Source organism: Magnetospirillum sp. WYHS-4, assembly GCA_039908345.1.
GTDB lineage: Bacteria > Pseudomonadota > Alphaproteobacteria > Rhodospirillales > GLO-3 > JAMOBD01.
Genome location: JAMOBD010000002.1, coordinates 125,921 through 139,691, shown reverse-complemented (window position 1 = coordinate 139,691; position 13,771 = coordinate 125,921). Strand labels below are relative to the sequence as shown.

Here is a 13,771-nt window from a genome sequence, read left to right as displayed (position 1 = left end):
TCACTCGGATATGTCTTTGAAACGGGCCCGCAAGTCCGCCGGCAAGCGCCCCGGACCTCCGGTAAGGCGCATGCAGGCAAGGTGGATTTCCATCCGCACAAGATCCTCGTCGCCCCGCCGGACGATCTGTTCGGCCCGCAGGGAGGCCCCGCCCACTTCCATGATTCGGGTGTGGATTTCAAGCCAATCGTCGAGAACGGCGGGTTTCAGGAATAGGGCGGTGCAACTGCGGACGGCGAGGGCGATGCCATGTTCGGCCTGCAGGCGCGAGCTTTCGAATCCGGCGCCGCGCATCATCTCGGTGCGGGCCCGCTCGGCGAAGCGCAGGTAGTTGGCATAGAAGACCACGCCGCCCGCGTCGGTGTCCTCGTAGTAGACCCGGATGGGATGGACGTGGGGTTCAGCCATCGGCCGGCTCCGCCAGGGACAGCAGGTCCAACTGGGCCGGTGCGCGGGCCGGCACGACGATCCCCAGGTGCCGATAGGCGGCGTCGGCCAGCATGCGGCCGCGCGGCGTGCGCATCAGGAAGCCTTGCTGGATCAGATAGGGCTCGATGACCTCTTCGATGGTGTCGCGCTGTTCCGAAAGGGCGGCGGCCATGGTCTCCACTCCCACCGGCCCGCCGCCGTAGTTGTCGGCGATGCAGCGAAGATAGCGGCGGTCCATGGCGTCCAGACCGCGGCCATCGACTTCCAGCCGGTTGAGGGCGGCGTCGGCCACGCCCGCGTCGACCGGGCTGTGGCCGGCCACGGCCGCGAAGTCCCGCACCCGGCGCAGCAGGCGGCCGGCGACGCGGGGGGTTCCGCGCGAACGCCGGGCGATCTCCATCGCGCCTTCCGGCGTCAGGTCCATGGCCAGCAGGCGGGCGCCGCGCCGCACGATTCGTTCCAATTCCTCGGGCGAGTAGAACTGCATGCGCATGGGGATGCCGAAGCGTTCCCGCAGGGGCGTGGTGATGAGGCCGGAACGGGTGGTGGCGCCCACCAGGGTGAAGGGCGGCAGGTCGATGCGCACGCTGCGCGCCGCCGGGCCTTCTCCGATGATGAGGTCGAGTTGGAAGTCCTCCATGGCTGGATAGAGGATTTCCTCTACCGCGGGGTTGAGCCGGTGGATCTCGTCGATGAACAGCACTTCGCGGGGTTGCAGGTTGGTCAGGATGGCCGCCAGGTCGCCGGCGCGGGCGATCACCGGGCCCGACGTGGCGCGGAACCCCACCCCCAGTTCCTGCGAGCAGATCTGGGCCAGCGTGGTCTTGCCCAGGCCGGGGGGGCCGTAGAACAGTACGTGGTCCAGGGCTTCGCCGCGCCCGCGCGCCGCCTGGATGAAAATGCGCAGGTTGTCGCAGACCTGGCGCTGGCCTACGAAGTCGTCCAGCGAGCGCGGCCGCAGGCTGGGATCGGAGACGTCGACCTCGATCTTCTCGGGGGTTACCATGCGGTCGGCCGTCATCGCCCGCTTCCCTGCATGAGTTCGGCGAGTCCACCCTTGATCAGCGCCTCGACGGAAGCTTCGCCGCCCAGCTTGGTCGAGGCCCGCGCCGCGGCGCCCAGGGCTTCGGAACGTCCATAGCCCAGGTTGACCAGGGCGGACACCGCGTCGGCCAACGCGGGCGCCAGGCCGAGGGGAGCCGCCGAGGCCGGGGCGGGCCCGCCGAAAGCCGCCGGGCCCAGGGCGATGCCGCCGGTCTTGTCCTTCAGTTCGCTGACGATGCGGGCCGCCAGTTTGGGGCCGACGCCGGAAGCCAGGCCCAGGGCCTTTTTGTCCTGGGCCGCCACGGCCTGCACCAACTGATCGACCGAAAGGGCGGAAAGGATGGCCAGCGCCACCTTGGACCCCACGCCCTGCACGGTGAGCAGCAGGCGGAACCAGTCGCGTTCCGCCACATCGCGAAAGCCGTAGAGGGCGATCCGGTCCTCGCGCACCTGGGTTTCGATCTGTAGCGCCACCGCTTCACCTGGGGCCAGCCGGCCCAGGGTGCGGCCGGAACAGAAGACCAGGTAGCCCACTCCGCCCACATCCAGGATCATCTGATCCTCGCCCACCGAATCGACGACGCCTTTCAGCTTGCCGATCATCGTGCCCCCACCAGCCTCAGCGCCGTGGCGCGGTGGTGGGCGTGGCAGATGGCGACCGCAAGCGCGTCGGCCGCGTCGGCACCCGAAGGCAGGCAGCCGGGCAACAGCATGCGCACCATCGCCTGCACCTGCTCCTTGCCGGCGGCGCCGGTGCCGACCAGGCTTTTTTTGACCAGGCTCGGCGCATATTCGTGCACCGGTACCCCGGCCAGGGCCGGAGCCAGAAGCGCCACGCCGCGCGCCTGGCCCAGCTTCAGGGTCGTCTCGGGATTGCGGTTGACGTAGGTCTGTTCCACCGCCGCCTCGGCCGGGCGGTGATGCCGGACGACATCGACCAGGCCCTCGTACAACTGCGCCAAGCGTTCGGCCAGCGACAGGGTTTCGTCGCTGCGCACCGCGCCGTCGGCGACATGGGCGAGGCGGTTGCCTTCCACCTCGATCACGCCCCAGCCGGTGGTGCGCAAGCCCGGGTCCAGTCCAAGAAGCCGCATTATCCTCTTTGTCCGTCTGTCCCGGCGCCCATGGATGGTCAGGCGTCCAGGCGTTCCATGATCGCATCGGGGACGTCGAAATTCGCCGCCACCCGTTGCACGTCGTCGTTGTCGTCCAAGGCGTCCAGCAGTTTGAACAGGGTGCCGGCGACCGCTTCGTCGGCGACCGGCACGGAATTCTGCGGCTTCCAGTCCAGGCGGGCCGCCGCCGCGTCACCGAACTTGGCAGACAGGACGTCGCGCACCACGGACAGGTTGTCGGGGGCGCAGGTGACGACATGGCCGTCGTCGGTCGATTCCACGTCGTCGGCGCCCGCTTCCAGGGCCGCGTCGAACATGGCCTCGGCTTCCGCGGCCGCCGTCGGATAGTGGATCAGGCCGACGCGCTGGAACATGAAACTGACGCTGCCCGTCTCGCCCATGGTGCCGCCGTTCTTCGAAAAGGCGGTGCGCACTTCGGAAGCGGTGCGGTTGCGGTTGTCGGTCAGGGCCTCGACGATCACCGCGACGCCGCCGGGGCCGTAGCCCTCGTAGCGCACTTCCTCGTAAATGGCGGTGTCCTCGCCGCCCACCGCGCGCTTGATGGCGCGGTCCACGGTGTCCTTGGGCATGTTGGCCGCCCTGGCCGCCAGGATGGCGGCGCGCAGGCGCGGGTTGGATGCGGGATCGGGCAGGCCGCTTTTGGCGGCCACGGTGATTTCACGGATGCACTTGGCGAAAACCTTCGCCCGCTTGGCGTCCTGCGCGCCCTTGCGGTGCATGATGTTCTTGAACTGGGAATGGCCGGCCATCGCTTGCCTGTCTCGCCTGTCTGAATGTGTTCTGGACCGAATGAAGCGCGGGCAAGCCCGCGCGGGGAAGGAGCATCCTTCCGTTGGCACCGGAATATGGCAAGATTCGGGCGACAGGGAAACAGGACAATCTGCGCGAGGGCTAATACCCGACCCCGGTCAGGTAGAGCCCGGACGCCGGGGCGGTGGGGCCGCCCTGGGCGCGGTCGCGGGCTTCCAGGGCCCGGCGGACGTCGGCGGGCGTCCACTTGCCTTCCCCCACCAGCTTCAGCGTCCCCACCATGTTGCGCACCTGGTGATGGAGGAAGGAACGGGCGCGGGCGACCACGTGGATTTCCTCGCCCCGCCGCGACACCTCCAACTGGTCCAGGGTGCGCACCGGCGAATTGGCTTGGCAGAGCGCGGCGCGGAAGGTGGTGAAGTCGTGCCGGCCCAGAAGTTCCCGTGCGGCCTCCGCCATGGTCTCGGCGTTCAGCGGCGCGCTCACCCACCAGACCCGGTCCCGGTCGAGGGCCGGCGGGGCGCGACGGTTGAGGATGCGGTACAGGTAGGTTCGTTCGACGGCCGAGAAGCGGGCGTGGAAACCGGCATCCGCCACCTCGGCCCGCAGCACCGCGATGGACCGCGGTTTCACCCAGTAGTTCAGGGCGTCGCGCACCTTGTCGGGGGGCCAGTCCTTCTCCAGGTCGAAGTGGGCCACCTGGCCCAGCGCGTGGACGCCGGCATCGGTGCGCCCGGCCACATGCAGGCGGACTTCCGTCCCGGCAAACCGGGCGACGGCTTCTTCCAAGGTCTGCTGGACGCTGGCGCCCGCGGCTTGGCGTTGCCAGCCGACGAAGCCGCTGCCGTCGTATTCCACGGTGATGCGATAGCGGGGCATGGCGGAGTTTTGCCCTCTTAGCGTTTCGTTAGCAACATGGTAGTAGGGAATGGACTGGGGAACGACAGGACTTTCCGTATGACCGAGCAGCCCGCGCCGGTAGCGCTGGAGATCAGCGAAGAGGACTGTGATTCGCTGCATATCCTGCCGCTCGCCATCCTGCCCATCCAGACCCCCGCCCTGAAACGCGCCCGCCTGATCAAGAACATCCGACTGGAGACGATGGTCGAGATCTTCAAGAGTTCCGAGTCCGGCAGCGGCCAGTTGGGCGTCGAGGATCTGGCCCACGAGTTCGGCTGGCCGACCAACGATCCCCATCCCGACCTGATCCTGCTGCGCAAGCTGGCCTTGATGCCATCCTACGACGTCTATTCCCTGCGGGTGCTGTTGCGCCAGAACGGCATTCCGGTCAACGACATCGCTGCCTTGAAGCTGTCGCCGGCGAAGAACCGCGAACTGACCGAATACATGGCCCGCTTCACCCGGCCGCTCATCTTGCAGATCTACGGCGACGAGGACCTGAGCATCCAGAGCTTCGAAGACGTGATCGGCCTGTTCCGCGACCCCGACATCCGCAAGGCCAGGCAGAAGCTGGAAGTCATGGCCGGCAAGTTGGGCATCAAGCTGGAAGAGGTGCCGCGGTTCCTGGAGGACTACGGCGACATCTTCCTGTCTCTGTCTTACTACCGGAAGTGCCTGGACGACATCACGCCTTCCATCGACCAGTTTCTCGATTCCCTGGACGAGATCCGCAAGAACTGGCAGCTCAAGGCCGACCCCGGCCTGATGAAGACCTGCACCCAGGTGCAGGCCACCTTCAACAACCTGATGGCCAACATCTCGGGGCGCTTCGAGAACTTCGACCGCTCCACCGAGAAGATGTGGGACAACATCACCGGCGCCAAGTTCCGCAAGGTCCAGCAACTCATCGAAAGCTACCATACGACCATCGGCGGCGTGCTCTGCTCGCTTACGGTCAAGATGGACGCCTGGACGGCTCTGTTCCCCAAGCCCGAGATCGGCGGACCGGTCAAGCGTGCCGAATTCGTGATGACCGAGATGAAGCAGGGCATCGAGCGCATCCTGCGCATCGAGGACGCGGCGCCCATGCTGGCCGAACTCGACAACGACGAAGCCCCGTGAGCCCCCGACTGCCCCCGGAACATCCGCAGCGCCGGCTACTCGCCGATGAAATCCACGCCCGTCCGCACGAGAGCTTCTCCACCCCGGCCCGAGCGTCCCATTTGGCGCTGCTTGGCTGCGACCCGGATGCCGAACGCCGTCAGGTGGCGGAGCTTTGCATCCGGCTGGGGGCGCCGACGCCGGCTGGTGATGCCGTCCACCACGCCGCCGACCTGGGGCCCTTTCGACTGCGCTGGGAGCGCCATACCGAGTTCTCCTGCTATACCTTCCTGGTTCCCGGCCCCTTCGCCGAGCCCTTCCAAGGCAGCGCCCTGGACGTCGTGCCCGGCGACTGGCTGGCCTGTCTGCCCGGCGAAGTTCTGGCTGCCCTGCATGTGGTCTTCGAGACGGGAGAGCGGTCGCCCGAGAACCTCCAGGTCCTTTTCGGCGGGCATTCCCTCTGCGGCAGCCGCATCGCCGGGGCGGCGGCCTTGGCCACCGACTTCCGCATCCATACAGACGGTTTCGGCCGTGCGCTGGTGCGCGACGATGGCCTGACTCGCGGCCAAGCCGGGCGCGTGCTGCAACGGCTGACCGAGATCGAGACCTACCGCATGATGGCCTTGCGCGCCTTGCCATTGGCCCGCGAGTTGGCTCCGACCGTCGCCGAGCATGGCCGGTTGTTGACCGGCATCACCGACAGCTTGGCCGACCCCAAGGACGGCAACGACGACCGCGCCCTGCTGGATCGTCTGAACCGCTTGGCGGCGGACTGCGAGCGGCTGGCCTCGGCCTCGGCGGGGCGGCTGTCGGCCTCGCGGGCCTACCACGCCCTGGTACAGGCGCGCATCGCGGACTTGCGGGAAGACCGCTTGCCCGGCCTGCAGACGGTGGCCGAATTCATGCATCGGCGCCTGAGCCCCGCCATGGCGACCTGCGAGTCGGTCTGGCAGCGCCTGGAATCCCTGTCGGCGCGCATCGACCGGGCCGGCGACCTGCTGCGCACCCGGGTCAACATCGCGCTGGAGGAAAAGAACCGCGACCTGCTCAAATCCATGGACAAGCGGGCCCACCTCCAGTTGCGGCTGCAGGAAACCGTGGAAGGTCTGTCGGTGGTGGCGATCAGCTACTACCTGGTGGGCCTGGTGGGATATGCCGCCAAGGGCCTGAAGTCGGCAGGCTTGCCGGTCGATCCGGACATCGCCGCCCTGGTGGCGGTGCCGGTGGCGGTGGGGATGGTCTGGACGGGTGTCAAGCGCCTGCGCCGCGTTCTGGGAGACGGACCCCGCCGATGACGCCGGCTATCCGATCTCCTTGAGGTACTGACGGGCCAGTTCGACGTAGTGGGGGACGGTGGCGGCCATGGTCCGGCGGTCGGATTCCGTGAGGTCGCGTACCGGCTTGGCGGGCATGCCGGCCCAGAGCTGACCGGGCGTGACCACCTTGCCGGGCGGCACCAGGGCGCCGGCCGCCACCATGGCGCCGACGGCGACCACCGCCCCGTCGAGCACCGTGGCGCCCATGCCGACGAAGCAGCCGTCTTCCAGCATGCAGGCGTGGATGATCGCTCCATGCCCGATGGTGACGTCGGAGCCGATATAGGTGGGATTGGCGCGGCTGGAGACGTGCACGATCGTGCCGTCCTGGATATTGGTCCGCTCACCGATGCGGATCGCGTTGACGTCGCCCCGGAGGATGCAGCCGAACCAGATGCCGCTGTCGGTGCCGACCTGCACGTCGCCCGCCACCACCGCCGTCGGCGCGACGAAGGCCCCGGGTGCGATGCGGGGCAGGACTCCGTTATAGGGATAGATCAGGCCTGCCATGGCTCAGGCCTGTAGCCAGTAGCGCAGCAAGGCGCTGACCGTCCGGGGCCGTTCCAGGGGCGCCAGGTGGCCGCAGTCCTCGATCAGCACCAGGGCGGCCTTGGGGATGCGGGCCGCCATTTCCACTTGCAGGGCGGGCGGGGTGAGTTGGTCCTGCCGGCCGGCGACAACCAGGGTCGGGCAGGCGATGCCACCCAGGTCGCGGGTGCCGTCGGGCCGGTTCATGATCGCCGTCTGCTGGCGGATGAAGGCTTCTTTGCCCACTCGTTCGGCCATGGCCATGACGGTTCCGGTCAAGTCCTCGTCGCCTAAGCGGGCGTCGTGGATGAGCATCGGCAAAAGCCGCGAGGTGACGCCGCGGAACTGCCCGTGCCGGGTCATCTCGATGAACTCGCGGCGACGCACGGTCTGTTCCGGGCTGTCGGCCAGATAGGACGTATCGATCAAAGCCAGGCGCTCCACCCGGTCGGGGGCCTGGCGCAGGATCTCCTGGGCCACGTAGCCGCCCATGGACAAGCCGGCCAGCGCGAAGCTGTCCGGTGCCTCGTCCAGCACCCGGCGGGCCAGAGCCGCCATGTTGTCGTCCCGCGTCAGGTCGGCGACCTGCACCCGTGCGACGTCGGCCAGGGTCTCCGCTTGGTGGCGCCATAAGGCGTCGTCGCAGAGCAGGCCCGGCAGGAAGATCAGCGGGGTCATCATTTCACCAGTTTGCTGATGTCCTTGAATTCCGGCGTGCCGGCCCTGGCCAGCCATTCGAAGGCGACCATCTCGGCGGTGACGATGCGGGCGCCGGCTTGGCGCATGCGCTCCAGGGCCATCTGGCGGCTTTCCTCGGTGCGCGAGGAAACGGCGTCGGCCACCACGAAGACCTCGGTCCCCCGGCCCAACAGGTCCAGCACCGTCTGCAACACGCAGACATGGGTCTCCATGCCGACGACCACAGCCTGGGACCGGCCCAGTTCGCCGAAGCGCAGGCAGAATCCGTCGTCGCCGACACAGGAGAAATGCATCTTCTCCACCACCGCACCCTTGGGCAGCAGCGCCGCCACCGAGACCTCGGTATGGCCCAGGCCCTTCGGGTATTGCTCGGAGGCCAGGACCGGGATAACCAGGCGTGCAGCCGCCTTGAGCAGCAGCGTCGCATTGGCGATCACCCGCTCCGGCGCTGCCATGGCGGGCAGCAGCCGGTCCTGGATATCGACCACCAGAAGGCAGGAACGGTCGGCCTTGATCAACATGGCGAGCCCTCGCGCGTATCCGGAAACCCGGCGAGGGTAGCGCATTCGGCAGCCGATGGGCAATCGCCCACCCGTTCGAGCCGGCAGTTCTCAGTATGGGGTTGCCATGCCTTAAATGGCACCCCGCGGGACGTTTGGCCCGCATTGCCCTGGGCATGGGGAGACACTATACTCCGCCCCGCAGCAAGGGAGCCGACATGTTCGAAATCGCGCACGGGATCGTGACCATCGCGGGGTTGAAGCTGACCTTCGCCCAGGCCGGGATTATCCTCGTTGTCTTCGTGGCGATCGGGGTCTTGGGGGAGGAGGTGGCCCGCTACAAAGGGCATTCTCCTATTCTTTGGCTGGCGATCTGTTCGCTGATGCCCTTGGCCCTGCTGGCCATCCTGGTCATGCCGGCCAAGCCCAAGAAGGGCGCTGCCGCCAAGGCGGTCAAGCGCTCCGCCCGCTCGCGTCCCGGTTCCGAGGAGGACGACGGGGGGGAGACGGTCCCCAAGGTCAAGGTTGCCACCAAGGTCGCGAAGGCACGCCGCTGATTCGGCTTGGAGGCGATCCATCTAAGGCCGGAATACTCTATCCGCGCCGCTCGCGCCGCGGTTCGCTCCGTAGGGCTTTGATCAGTGCCGGCCGGAGCGGCGGAAGGTTGCGGGTGGCCGTTTCCCAGACCAATCCCCGGTCCACGCCGAAGTATTCGTGGGCCAGGTAGTTCCGGAGCTTGCGCAGCTTGTCCCAGGGGATGCCGCCGTTTTGCTTCTTGACGGCGCCCGGCACGTAATGGGCGGCCTCGCCGATGATCTCGATATTGCGGGTGACCGCGTCCACCGTGCGTTCGTCGGCGACGAAGGCATCGCGGCTCAGGCCGGCGATGTAGGACTCGATGCGTTCCAGCGAGTGGAGGATGTCGTCGATGCGTAGCTTCCAGTCACGCCTTTTCAGTTCCTTGAGTCTACGCATCGATACACTCCAGGAGAATCTTCTCCTTCATGGACCGGTGCAGCATCTCGGGCGTGGCGAGGTCGACGCGCCGGCCCAGCAAGGCCTCCAGGTGCTGCTGCAGATCCATGAATTCGAACAGACCCATGGGGCGGTCCAGTTCGACCAGCACGTCCACGTCGCTGTCGGGGCGCTGTTCGCCGCGGGCGAACGAGCCGAACACCCGGATACGCAGGACGCCCATCGCGCGGAGATGCGTTCGGTCCTGGTCGATCCGCTTGCGGACGTGGGAGAACTTCAGGAGCATGGGACGAGTATCGCCGACTAGATCGAATAGTCGAGGGATTCATGCTTGCCGCCCTGGGTCTCCAGGCCGGCTTGCTTCCATGCGGCGATGCCGCCTGTCAGGTTGTAGACGTTGGGCAGGCCGAAATCGGCCAATTGCTTCTGGGCCGCCGCGGCGCGCTTGCCCATGGCGCAGATGACCACGACCTTCTTTTCGAACAGTGCCGGGGCGCGGGCCGGGTCCAGGAAGGACAGCGGCAGCAGAACCGAGCCGGGGATGTTTTCGTACTCGAATTCGTGGGTTTCCCGGACGTCCAGCAGGATGGCCTCGCCGGCTTTCTGCCAAGCCAGGGCGGTCGCGGAATCGATTTCGGGGAGGGATGTGGACATGGCCGGATTTCCTTGACGCCCGGCGCCGCCCGGACTCTGGCCTCAGCATAAGGCGAGGAGCGGCTTCCTGTACAGGGGCGGGATGACCGGTTCCGCCGTTCCGGATTCCCACCCCAACGTGGCAAGAACGCGCCGGCTATTCTCCGTCTCCCGACTCCTCGGGAGCCAGTTCCTCCACCACGTCGCCGTTCGTCAGGGCCAGGGAACGGGGGTGGAATCGGTCCAGGTTGGAATGGTGGCTGACGGTGATGATGCCGGCGTCGGGGAATTCGTCGGCGACCAATTGCATCATGTCGATGCGTTCCTGGGGCTCAAGGGAGTCGAGGGCTTCCTGGATGAAGATCCAGTTGGGGCGGAACAGCAGCAGGCGGGCGAAGCCGAGGCGCTGCTGCTCGCCCACCGACAGCACGTCCGCCCACTGTTCGATGTCGTCCAGGCTGGGGAACAGATCTTCCAGGCCGACGCGCCGGAAGGCGTTGGCGATCTCCACCACGCCATAGGTTCCCGGGGGGGCGGGGTAGGTGAGGGCGTCCTTGAGGGTCCCGAGAGGCAGGTAGGGTTGCTGCGGCATGAAGAAGATGGGGCCGTTGCAGGGCAGCCGCAGGCGTCCGCCGCCCCAAGGCCACAGGCCGGCCACCGCCTTGCAGATCTTGAGGCAGGTGCCCGGATCGCCCGAGATCAGCACCCGCTGGCCGGGCAGGATCTCGCCGGAGAATCCTTCCACCTCGGTCTCGCCGTCCTGGTCGGCGATGGACAATTCATCAAAGGACAGGACTGGGCGTTCGCCGACTTCGACCCGGATCATCCGTGCCCCTTCCGGGTTGACGCGCTGGGCGACTTCGTCCAGGGCGTCGTGCAGGCCGAGGACCCGGTCGACCGAGGCCCGCCAGTTGGCGACGTTGGCCAGATTGTCGATGGGCCAGGACAGCGCCCCCACCATCTGCTGGAAAGCCTGGGAGGTCTGCATAAGGACGCCCAGGGTGATGGTGCCGCCGATGTAGCGTGGCGCGGCGACCAGGACCGGGAAGACTTGGGTCAGCACCGACCAGCTCGAAGTGAAGAAGAACAGGCTCGCCAGGGCCTTGGTCTGTCTGTTCCATGCATCGACCGCTCCCTTGAACAGGGTCAGCAGATTGCGCCGCTCGCCGGCCTCGCCGCGCTGCAGGGCGATTTCCAGGGAGTATTCGCGGCTATGCGCCAGCCCGAAGCGGAAGTTGGCCTCGTGTTTCTGGCGCCGGTTGGCAGCGCCGACCAAGGGCTGGCCCAGCAGCCAGGCGACGGTGGTGCCGGCCCCCGTATAGAGCAGGGCGATCCACACCAGATGGCCGGGCAGGTAGATGTCGTACCCTCCGAAATGTAGCTCGGGATCTCCCGACAGGTCCCAGAGGATGGCAGTGAAGCTGACCAGGAGCAGCAGGCAGTAGAGCAGGGAATGGGCCAACTCGACGGCCGTCTCGGTGGCGATGCGCACGTCCTCGGCGATGCGGCCGTCGGGATTGTCGTGTTCGCCGGGCCGATAGCCGAGTTGGTAATGGCGCCCCGACGCCATCCATTCGCCGAGGATCCGGTGGGTCAGCCAAGCTCGCCAAGTCACCTGCAGCTTGCGCTTGACCCAGAGATGGGTGACCACGATGACCACGTTGACGGCGATGATAAGGCCCAGCACGCCGATCAGGAACAGGAATCGGTCCATCGCCTTCTGTTCGAGGGCGTCGAAGAGCCGTTCGCTCCATTTGTTGATGGCGATGGGGATGCCGACCTGGATGACCGTCAGCGCGGTCAGCGAGGCGCTCTGGATATGGGCCTGCCAGCGGGTATCCGGGTTCGTCCAGTAGGGGCCGGCCAGCCGCAGGAACTGGGCGAAGAACGCCGCCCACTTCCTTGTGGTGGTCCGCAATCCCTTCCTCGACGAGGCGGTCCCGTCCATCCCGCTCCCCTGCTGCATGCTCCCCGGTGGATAAGGGATAAACCACGTTCCTGCCCGCCACGCCAGAGGGAACAGCGGAATGGCGGTCCCGCGAGGAACGGCGAGGCAGGTATCGATGGAGGAAGTAAGCGAGTCGCCGAATCCGCTACCGGATGTTGGCCTTGAAGGGCTTGCCCAGGTTCTCGGGGACCTGGATCACGATGTCGACCCGGCGGTTGAGCGCCCGGTTCTCGGGGCTGCTGTTGGGCGCCACCGGGCGGCTGTCGGCGAAGCCCTGGGCGGTCAGGCGGTCGCCCGGCACCCGATTGCGCTCGATCAGGTGGTGAACCACCGACACGGCGCGGGCCGCCGACAGGTCCCAATTGGACCGGAAACGCGCCGTCGCGATGGGGACGTCGTCGGTATGGCCGGCGACCAGGACCTGGCCCTTGACGTTCAGTAGAACCTGGGACAGGCGATCCAGGATGGGAGCCGCCAACTGGGTAAGGTCGGCGCTTCCCGAGGCGAAGGCGGTGGCGTCGGGAAGGCGGATGATGATCTCGCGATCCCGTTCCACCACGCCGATCTGGCCCTGCTGGATCTCCTTCGCCAGGGCCGTGCGGGTCTGGTAGAGCACGTTCTCCTTCCACTCGACGATCTCGACCGGGATTTCATCCTCTTCCTGCAAAGGCTTGACCACCTGCGTCTGGGCCACCGGCTCGACGATGTGGAAGGCGTGGCGCATGGGGCCGGCCACGTTCGTGAACTTGTCCGGGTTGAAATCGGCGAAGCTGAGCAGCATGACGAACATGCAGAACAGCAGCGACATCAGATCGCCGAAGGTCAGCAGCCATTTGGGCGCACAGTTGGGCTTCTTGGACTTGGGGGAGATTTCGTCAATCATCGCTTGACGACTTTTTGGCCGCCACCGCCGCCTGTCTTGTCGCGGTTGACGGTGTAGGAATCCTTCTGCCAGGGGGCTCTTTGCTTTTCGGGCAGGAAGGGCTCCAGGATCTCGCGCATCGAAGTGGGGTTCTGAAGTTGCTGGATCTGGAACACGCACTCGATGATCAAGGCGCGCGTGGCGCGTTCCTCCTCGCTCTTGGCTTCCAGCTTGTCGGCGATGGGGATGGCCAGCAGGTTGGCGATCAGCACGCCATACAAAGTGGTCAGCATCGCCACCGCCATGCCGCGGCCGATGGTGGTCGGATCGTTCATGCTGGAAAGCATCTGCACCAGACCGACCAGGGTGCCGAACATGCCGAAGGCGGGCGCGAAGTCGCCGATGGCGGCGAAGACCCTGGAACTGAGTTCGTCGCGCTGGATGGACATCGCCATCTCGCGGGTCAGGATGTTGCGGATGTATTCCAGGTCGCGCCCGTCGGCGCACATCTGCACGCCTTTGGCGAAGAAGGGGTTGTGCAGCTTGACGCCTTCCAGGCTGACCAGTCCGCTCTTACGCGCGCGCTTGCAAAGTGCGACGGCCTGCTCGATGTAGTCGCGCGGCCGGTCCTTCTGATAGGTGAAGGCGGCCTTGAGGCCCAGGGGAAAGGCGACGAACACGCCACGCAGAGGGAACTTGACCAGAGTGGCGGCGAGGGTGCCGCCGAACACGATCAGGATGCTCGGCAGGTCGAGGAAGATGATAAGGCTGGACCCGGTCATGATGGCCAGAAGGACCACCGTGATGCCGATCAATAGCCCGGCGATTGTCGCGATATCGATGCCCAAGAGCCTTCCGCCTCCAGTCCGGTTCCCGTCGAGGGGAAAATCTTATAACACGCTTTTTCCCAAGATTTGATAATCTGTTGGCCGGCGCAACGACGGCCGTCA

General features: G+C 66.6%; 18 protein-coding genes. 3 read left to right on the top strand and 15 right to left on the bottom strand.

The genetic code is table 11. The features are described 5' to 3' along the window. The 6 genes from ybgC to truA all read right to left on the bottom strand — a co-directional run bounded on the left by ybgC (nt 1) and on the right by truA (nt 4,238). On the bottom strand, nt 1-408 hold the full coding sequence (gene ybgC, locus H7841_01950) for a tol-pal system-associated acyl-CoA thioesterase (protein MEO5335646.1): 408 nt from the start codon (nt 406-408) through the stop codon (nt 1-3). Then, nucleotides 401-1,450, bottom strand: coding sequence for a Holliday junction branch migration DNA helicase RuvB (ruvB, locus tag H7841_01945; protein ID MEO5335645.1), 1,050 nt, complete (start codon nt 1,448-1,450; stop codon nt 401-403). The genes ybgC and ruvB overlap by 8 nt, the downstream gene beginning before the upstream one ends. Then, a complete protein-coding gene (ruvA, locus tag H7841_01940) occupies nt 1,447-2,076 on the bottom strand; it encodes a Holliday junction branch migration protein RuvA (GenBank protein ID MEO5335644.1) in 630 nt (209 codons plus the stop codon). The genes ruvB and ruvA overlap by 4 nt, the downstream gene beginning before the upstream one ends. Then, nucleotides 2,073-2,567 carry a crossover junction endodeoxyribonuclease RuvC gene (ruvC, locus tag H7841_01935; protein ID MEO5335643.1) on the bottom strand — a complete coding sequence of 165 codons (495 nt, stop codon included), beginning with the start codon at nt 2,565-2,567 and terminating at the stop codon, nt 2,073-2,075. The genes ruvA and ruvC overlap by 4 nt, the downstream gene beginning before the upstream one ends. Nucleotides 2,568-2,605: 38 nt before the next feature. Beyond that, nucleotides 2,606-3,358: a YebC/PmpR family DNA-binding transcriptional regulator gene (locus tag H7841_01930; GenBank protein ID MEO5335642.1), complete on the bottom strand. Its 753-nt coding sequence runs from the start codon at nt 3,356-3,358 to the stop codon at nt 2,606-2,608. Nucleotides 3,359-3,500: 142 nt separating this feature from the next. After that, nucleotides 3,501-4,238 (bottom strand): tRNA pseudouridine(38-40) synthase TruA, encoded by a 738-nt coding sequence (truA, locus tag H7841_01925; protein MEO5335641.1) that lies wholly within the window; start codon nt 4,236-4,238, stop codon nt 3,501-3,503. 78 nt (nt 4,239-4,316) lie between these two features. Between truA and H7841_01920 the strand changes: the two genes are divergently transcribed. Both H7841_01920 and H7841_01915 read left to right on the top strand, forming a co-directional pair. Continuing rightward, on the top strand, nt 4,317-5,381 hold the full coding sequence (locus H7841_01920) for a hypothetical protein (GenBank protein MEO5335640.1): 1,065 nt from the start codon (nt 4,317-4,319) through the stop codon (nt 5,379-5,381). Beyond that, nucleotides 5,378-6,655 (top strand): DUF3422 domain-containing protein, encoded by a 1,278-nt coding sequence (locus H7841_01915; GenBank protein ID MEO5335639.1) that lies wholly within the window; start codon nt 5,378-5,380, stop codon nt 6,653-6,655. The genes H7841_01920 and H7841_01915 overlap by 4 nt, the downstream gene beginning before the upstream one ends. Nucleotides 6,656-6,661: 6 nt before the next feature. On the opposite strand, the gene H7841_01910 is transcribed toward H7841_01915, so the two are convergent. From H7841_01910 to H7841_01900, 3 genes are read right to left on the bottom strand one after another with little or no spacing between them, the layout of a single operon-like run. Next, entirely contained in the window at nt 6,662-7,186 is a 525-nt protein-coding gene (locus H7841_01910; GenBank protein ID MEO5335638.1) for a gamma carbonic anhydrase family protein, read from the bottom strand. Nucleotides 7,187-7,189: 3 nt separating this feature from the next. Beyond that, nucleotides 7,190-7,882, bottom strand: coding sequence for an alpha/beta hydrolase (locus H7841_01905; GenBank protein MEO5335637.1), 693 nt, complete (start codon nt 7,880-7,882; stop codon nt 7,190-7,192). Beyond that, a complete protein-coding gene (locus H7841_01900; protein MEO5335636.1) occupies nt 7,882-8,424 on the bottom strand; it encodes a hydrolase in 543 nt (180 codons plus the stop codon). Before H7841_01900 ends, H7841_01905 begins: the two co-directional genes overlap by 1 nt. Nucleotides 8,425-8,621: 197 nt before the next feature. Between H7841_01900 and H7841_01895 the strand changes: the two genes are divergently transcribed. Then, the gene (locus H7841_01895; GenBank protein ID MEO5335635.1) at nt 8,622-8,960 is read left to right on the top strand and encodes a hypothetical protein; all 339 of its coding nucleotides are present in this window, start codon (nt 8,622-8,624) and stop codon (nt 8,958-8,960) included. 37 nt (nt 8,961-8,997) lie between these two features. Here H7841_01895 and H7841_01890 read toward each other — a convergent pair whose 3' ends face one another. The 6 genes from H7841_01890 to H7841_01865 form a co-directional block, all read right to left on the bottom strand. Further along, nucleotides 8,998-9,378 carry a DUF86 domain-containing protein gene (locus H7841_01890; protein ID MEO5335634.1) on the bottom strand — a complete coding sequence of 127 codons (381 nt, stop codon included), beginning with the start codon at nt 9,376-9,378 and terminating at the stop codon, nt 8,998-9,000. Continuing rightward, nucleotides 9,371-9,664 (bottom strand): nucleotidyltransferase family protein, encoded by a 294-nt coding sequence (locus tag H7841_01885; protein ID MEO5335633.1) that lies wholly within the window; start codon nt 9,662-9,664, stop codon nt 9,371-9,373. Before H7841_01885 ends, H7841_01890 begins: the two co-directional genes overlap by 8 nt. Before the next feature lie 17 nt (nt 9,665-9,681). Beyond that, on the bottom strand, nt 9,682-10,032 hold the full coding sequence (locus H7841_01880; GenBank protein ID MEO5335632.1) for a rhodanese-like domain-containing protein: 351 nt from the start codon (nt 10,030-10,032) through the stop codon (nt 9,682-9,684). A 136-nt stretch (nt 10,033-10,168) separates the two neighbouring features. Next, nucleotides 10,169-11,959 (bottom strand): ABC transporter ATP-binding protein/permease, encoded by a 1,791-nt coding sequence (locus H7841_01875; protein ID MEO5335631.1) that lies wholly within the window; start codon nt 11,957-11,959, stop codon nt 10,169-10,171. A gap of 145 nt (nt 11,960-12,104) precedes the next feature. Next, the gene (locus H7841_01870) at nt 12,105-12,842 is read right to left on the bottom strand and encodes an OmpA family protein (protein MEO5335630.1); all 738 of its coding nucleotides are present in this window, start codon (nt 12,840-12,842) and stop codon (nt 12,105-12,107) included. Further along, nucleotides 12,839-13,669, bottom strand: a complete 831-nt coding sequence (locus tag H7841_01865) for a MotA/TolQ/ExbB proton channel family protein (GenBank protein MEO5335629.1) — start codon at nt 13,667-13,669, stop codon at nt 12,839-12,841. Before H7841_01865 ends, H7841_01870 begins: the two co-directional genes overlap by 4 nt. Between the last annotated feature and the right edge of the window lie 102 nt (nt 13,670-13,771).

Coding starts and splice junctions, on each gene's coding strand:
- ybgC (MEO5335646.1), bottom strand. CDS start 408: ATGGCTGAACCCCACGTCCATCCCATCCGGGTCTACTACGAGGACACC.
- ruvB (MEO5335645.1), bottom strand. CDS start 1,450: ATGACGGCCGACCGCATGGTAACCCCCGAGAAGATCGAGGTCGACGTC.
- ruvA (MEO5335644.1), bottom strand. CDS start 2,076: ATGATCGGCAAGCTGAAAGGCGTCGTCGATTCGGTGGGCGAGGATCAG.
- ruvC (MEO5335643.1), bottom strand. CDS start 2,567: ATGCGGCTTCTTGGACTGGACCCGGGCTTGCGCACCACCGGCTGGGGC.
- H7841_01930 (MEO5335642.1), bottom strand. CDS start 3,358: ATGGCCGGCCATTCCCAGTTCAAGAACATCATGCACCGCAAGGGCGCG.
- truA (MEO5335641.1), bottom strand. CDS start 4,238: ATGCCCCGCTATCGCATCACCGTGGAATACGACGGCAGCGGCTTCGTC.
- H7841_01920 (MEO5335640.1), top strand. CDS start 4,317: ATGACCGAGCAGCCCGCGCCGGTAGCGCTGGAGATCAGCGAAGAGGAC.
- H7841_01910 (MEO5335638.1), bottom strand. CDS start 7,186: ATGGCAGGCCTGATCTATCCCTATAACGGAGTCCTGCCCCGCATCGCA.
- H7841_01905 (MEO5335637.1), bottom strand. CDS start 7,882: ATGACCCCGCTGATCTTCCTGCCGGGCCTGCTCTGCGACGACGCCTTA.
- H7841_01900 (MEO5335636.1), bottom strand. CDS start 8,424: ATGTTGATCAAGGCCGACCGTTCCTGCCTTCTGGTGGTCGATATCCAG.
- H7841_01895 (MEO5335635.1), top strand. CDS start 8,622: ATGTTCGAAATCGCGCACGGGATCGTGACCATCGCGGGGTTGAAGCTG.
- H7841_01890 (MEO5335634.1), bottom strand. CDS start 9,378: ATGCGTAGACTCAAGGAACTGAAAAGGCGTGACTGGAAGCTACGCATC.
- H7841_01885 (MEO5335633.1), bottom strand. CDS start 9,664: ATGCTCCTGAAGTTCTCCCACGTCCGCAAGCGGATCGACCAGGACCGA.
- H7841_01880 (MEO5335632.1), bottom strand. CDS start 10,032: ATGTCCACATCCCTCCCCGAAATCGATTCCGCGACCGCCCTGGCTTGG.
- H7841_01875 (MEO5335631.1), bottom strand. CDS start 11,959: ATGGACGGGACCGCCTCGTCGAGGAAGGGATTGCGGACCACCACAAGG.
- H7841_01870 (MEO5335630.1), bottom strand. CDS start 12,842: ATGATTGACGAAATCTCCCCCAAGTCCAAGAAGCCCAACTGTGCGCCC.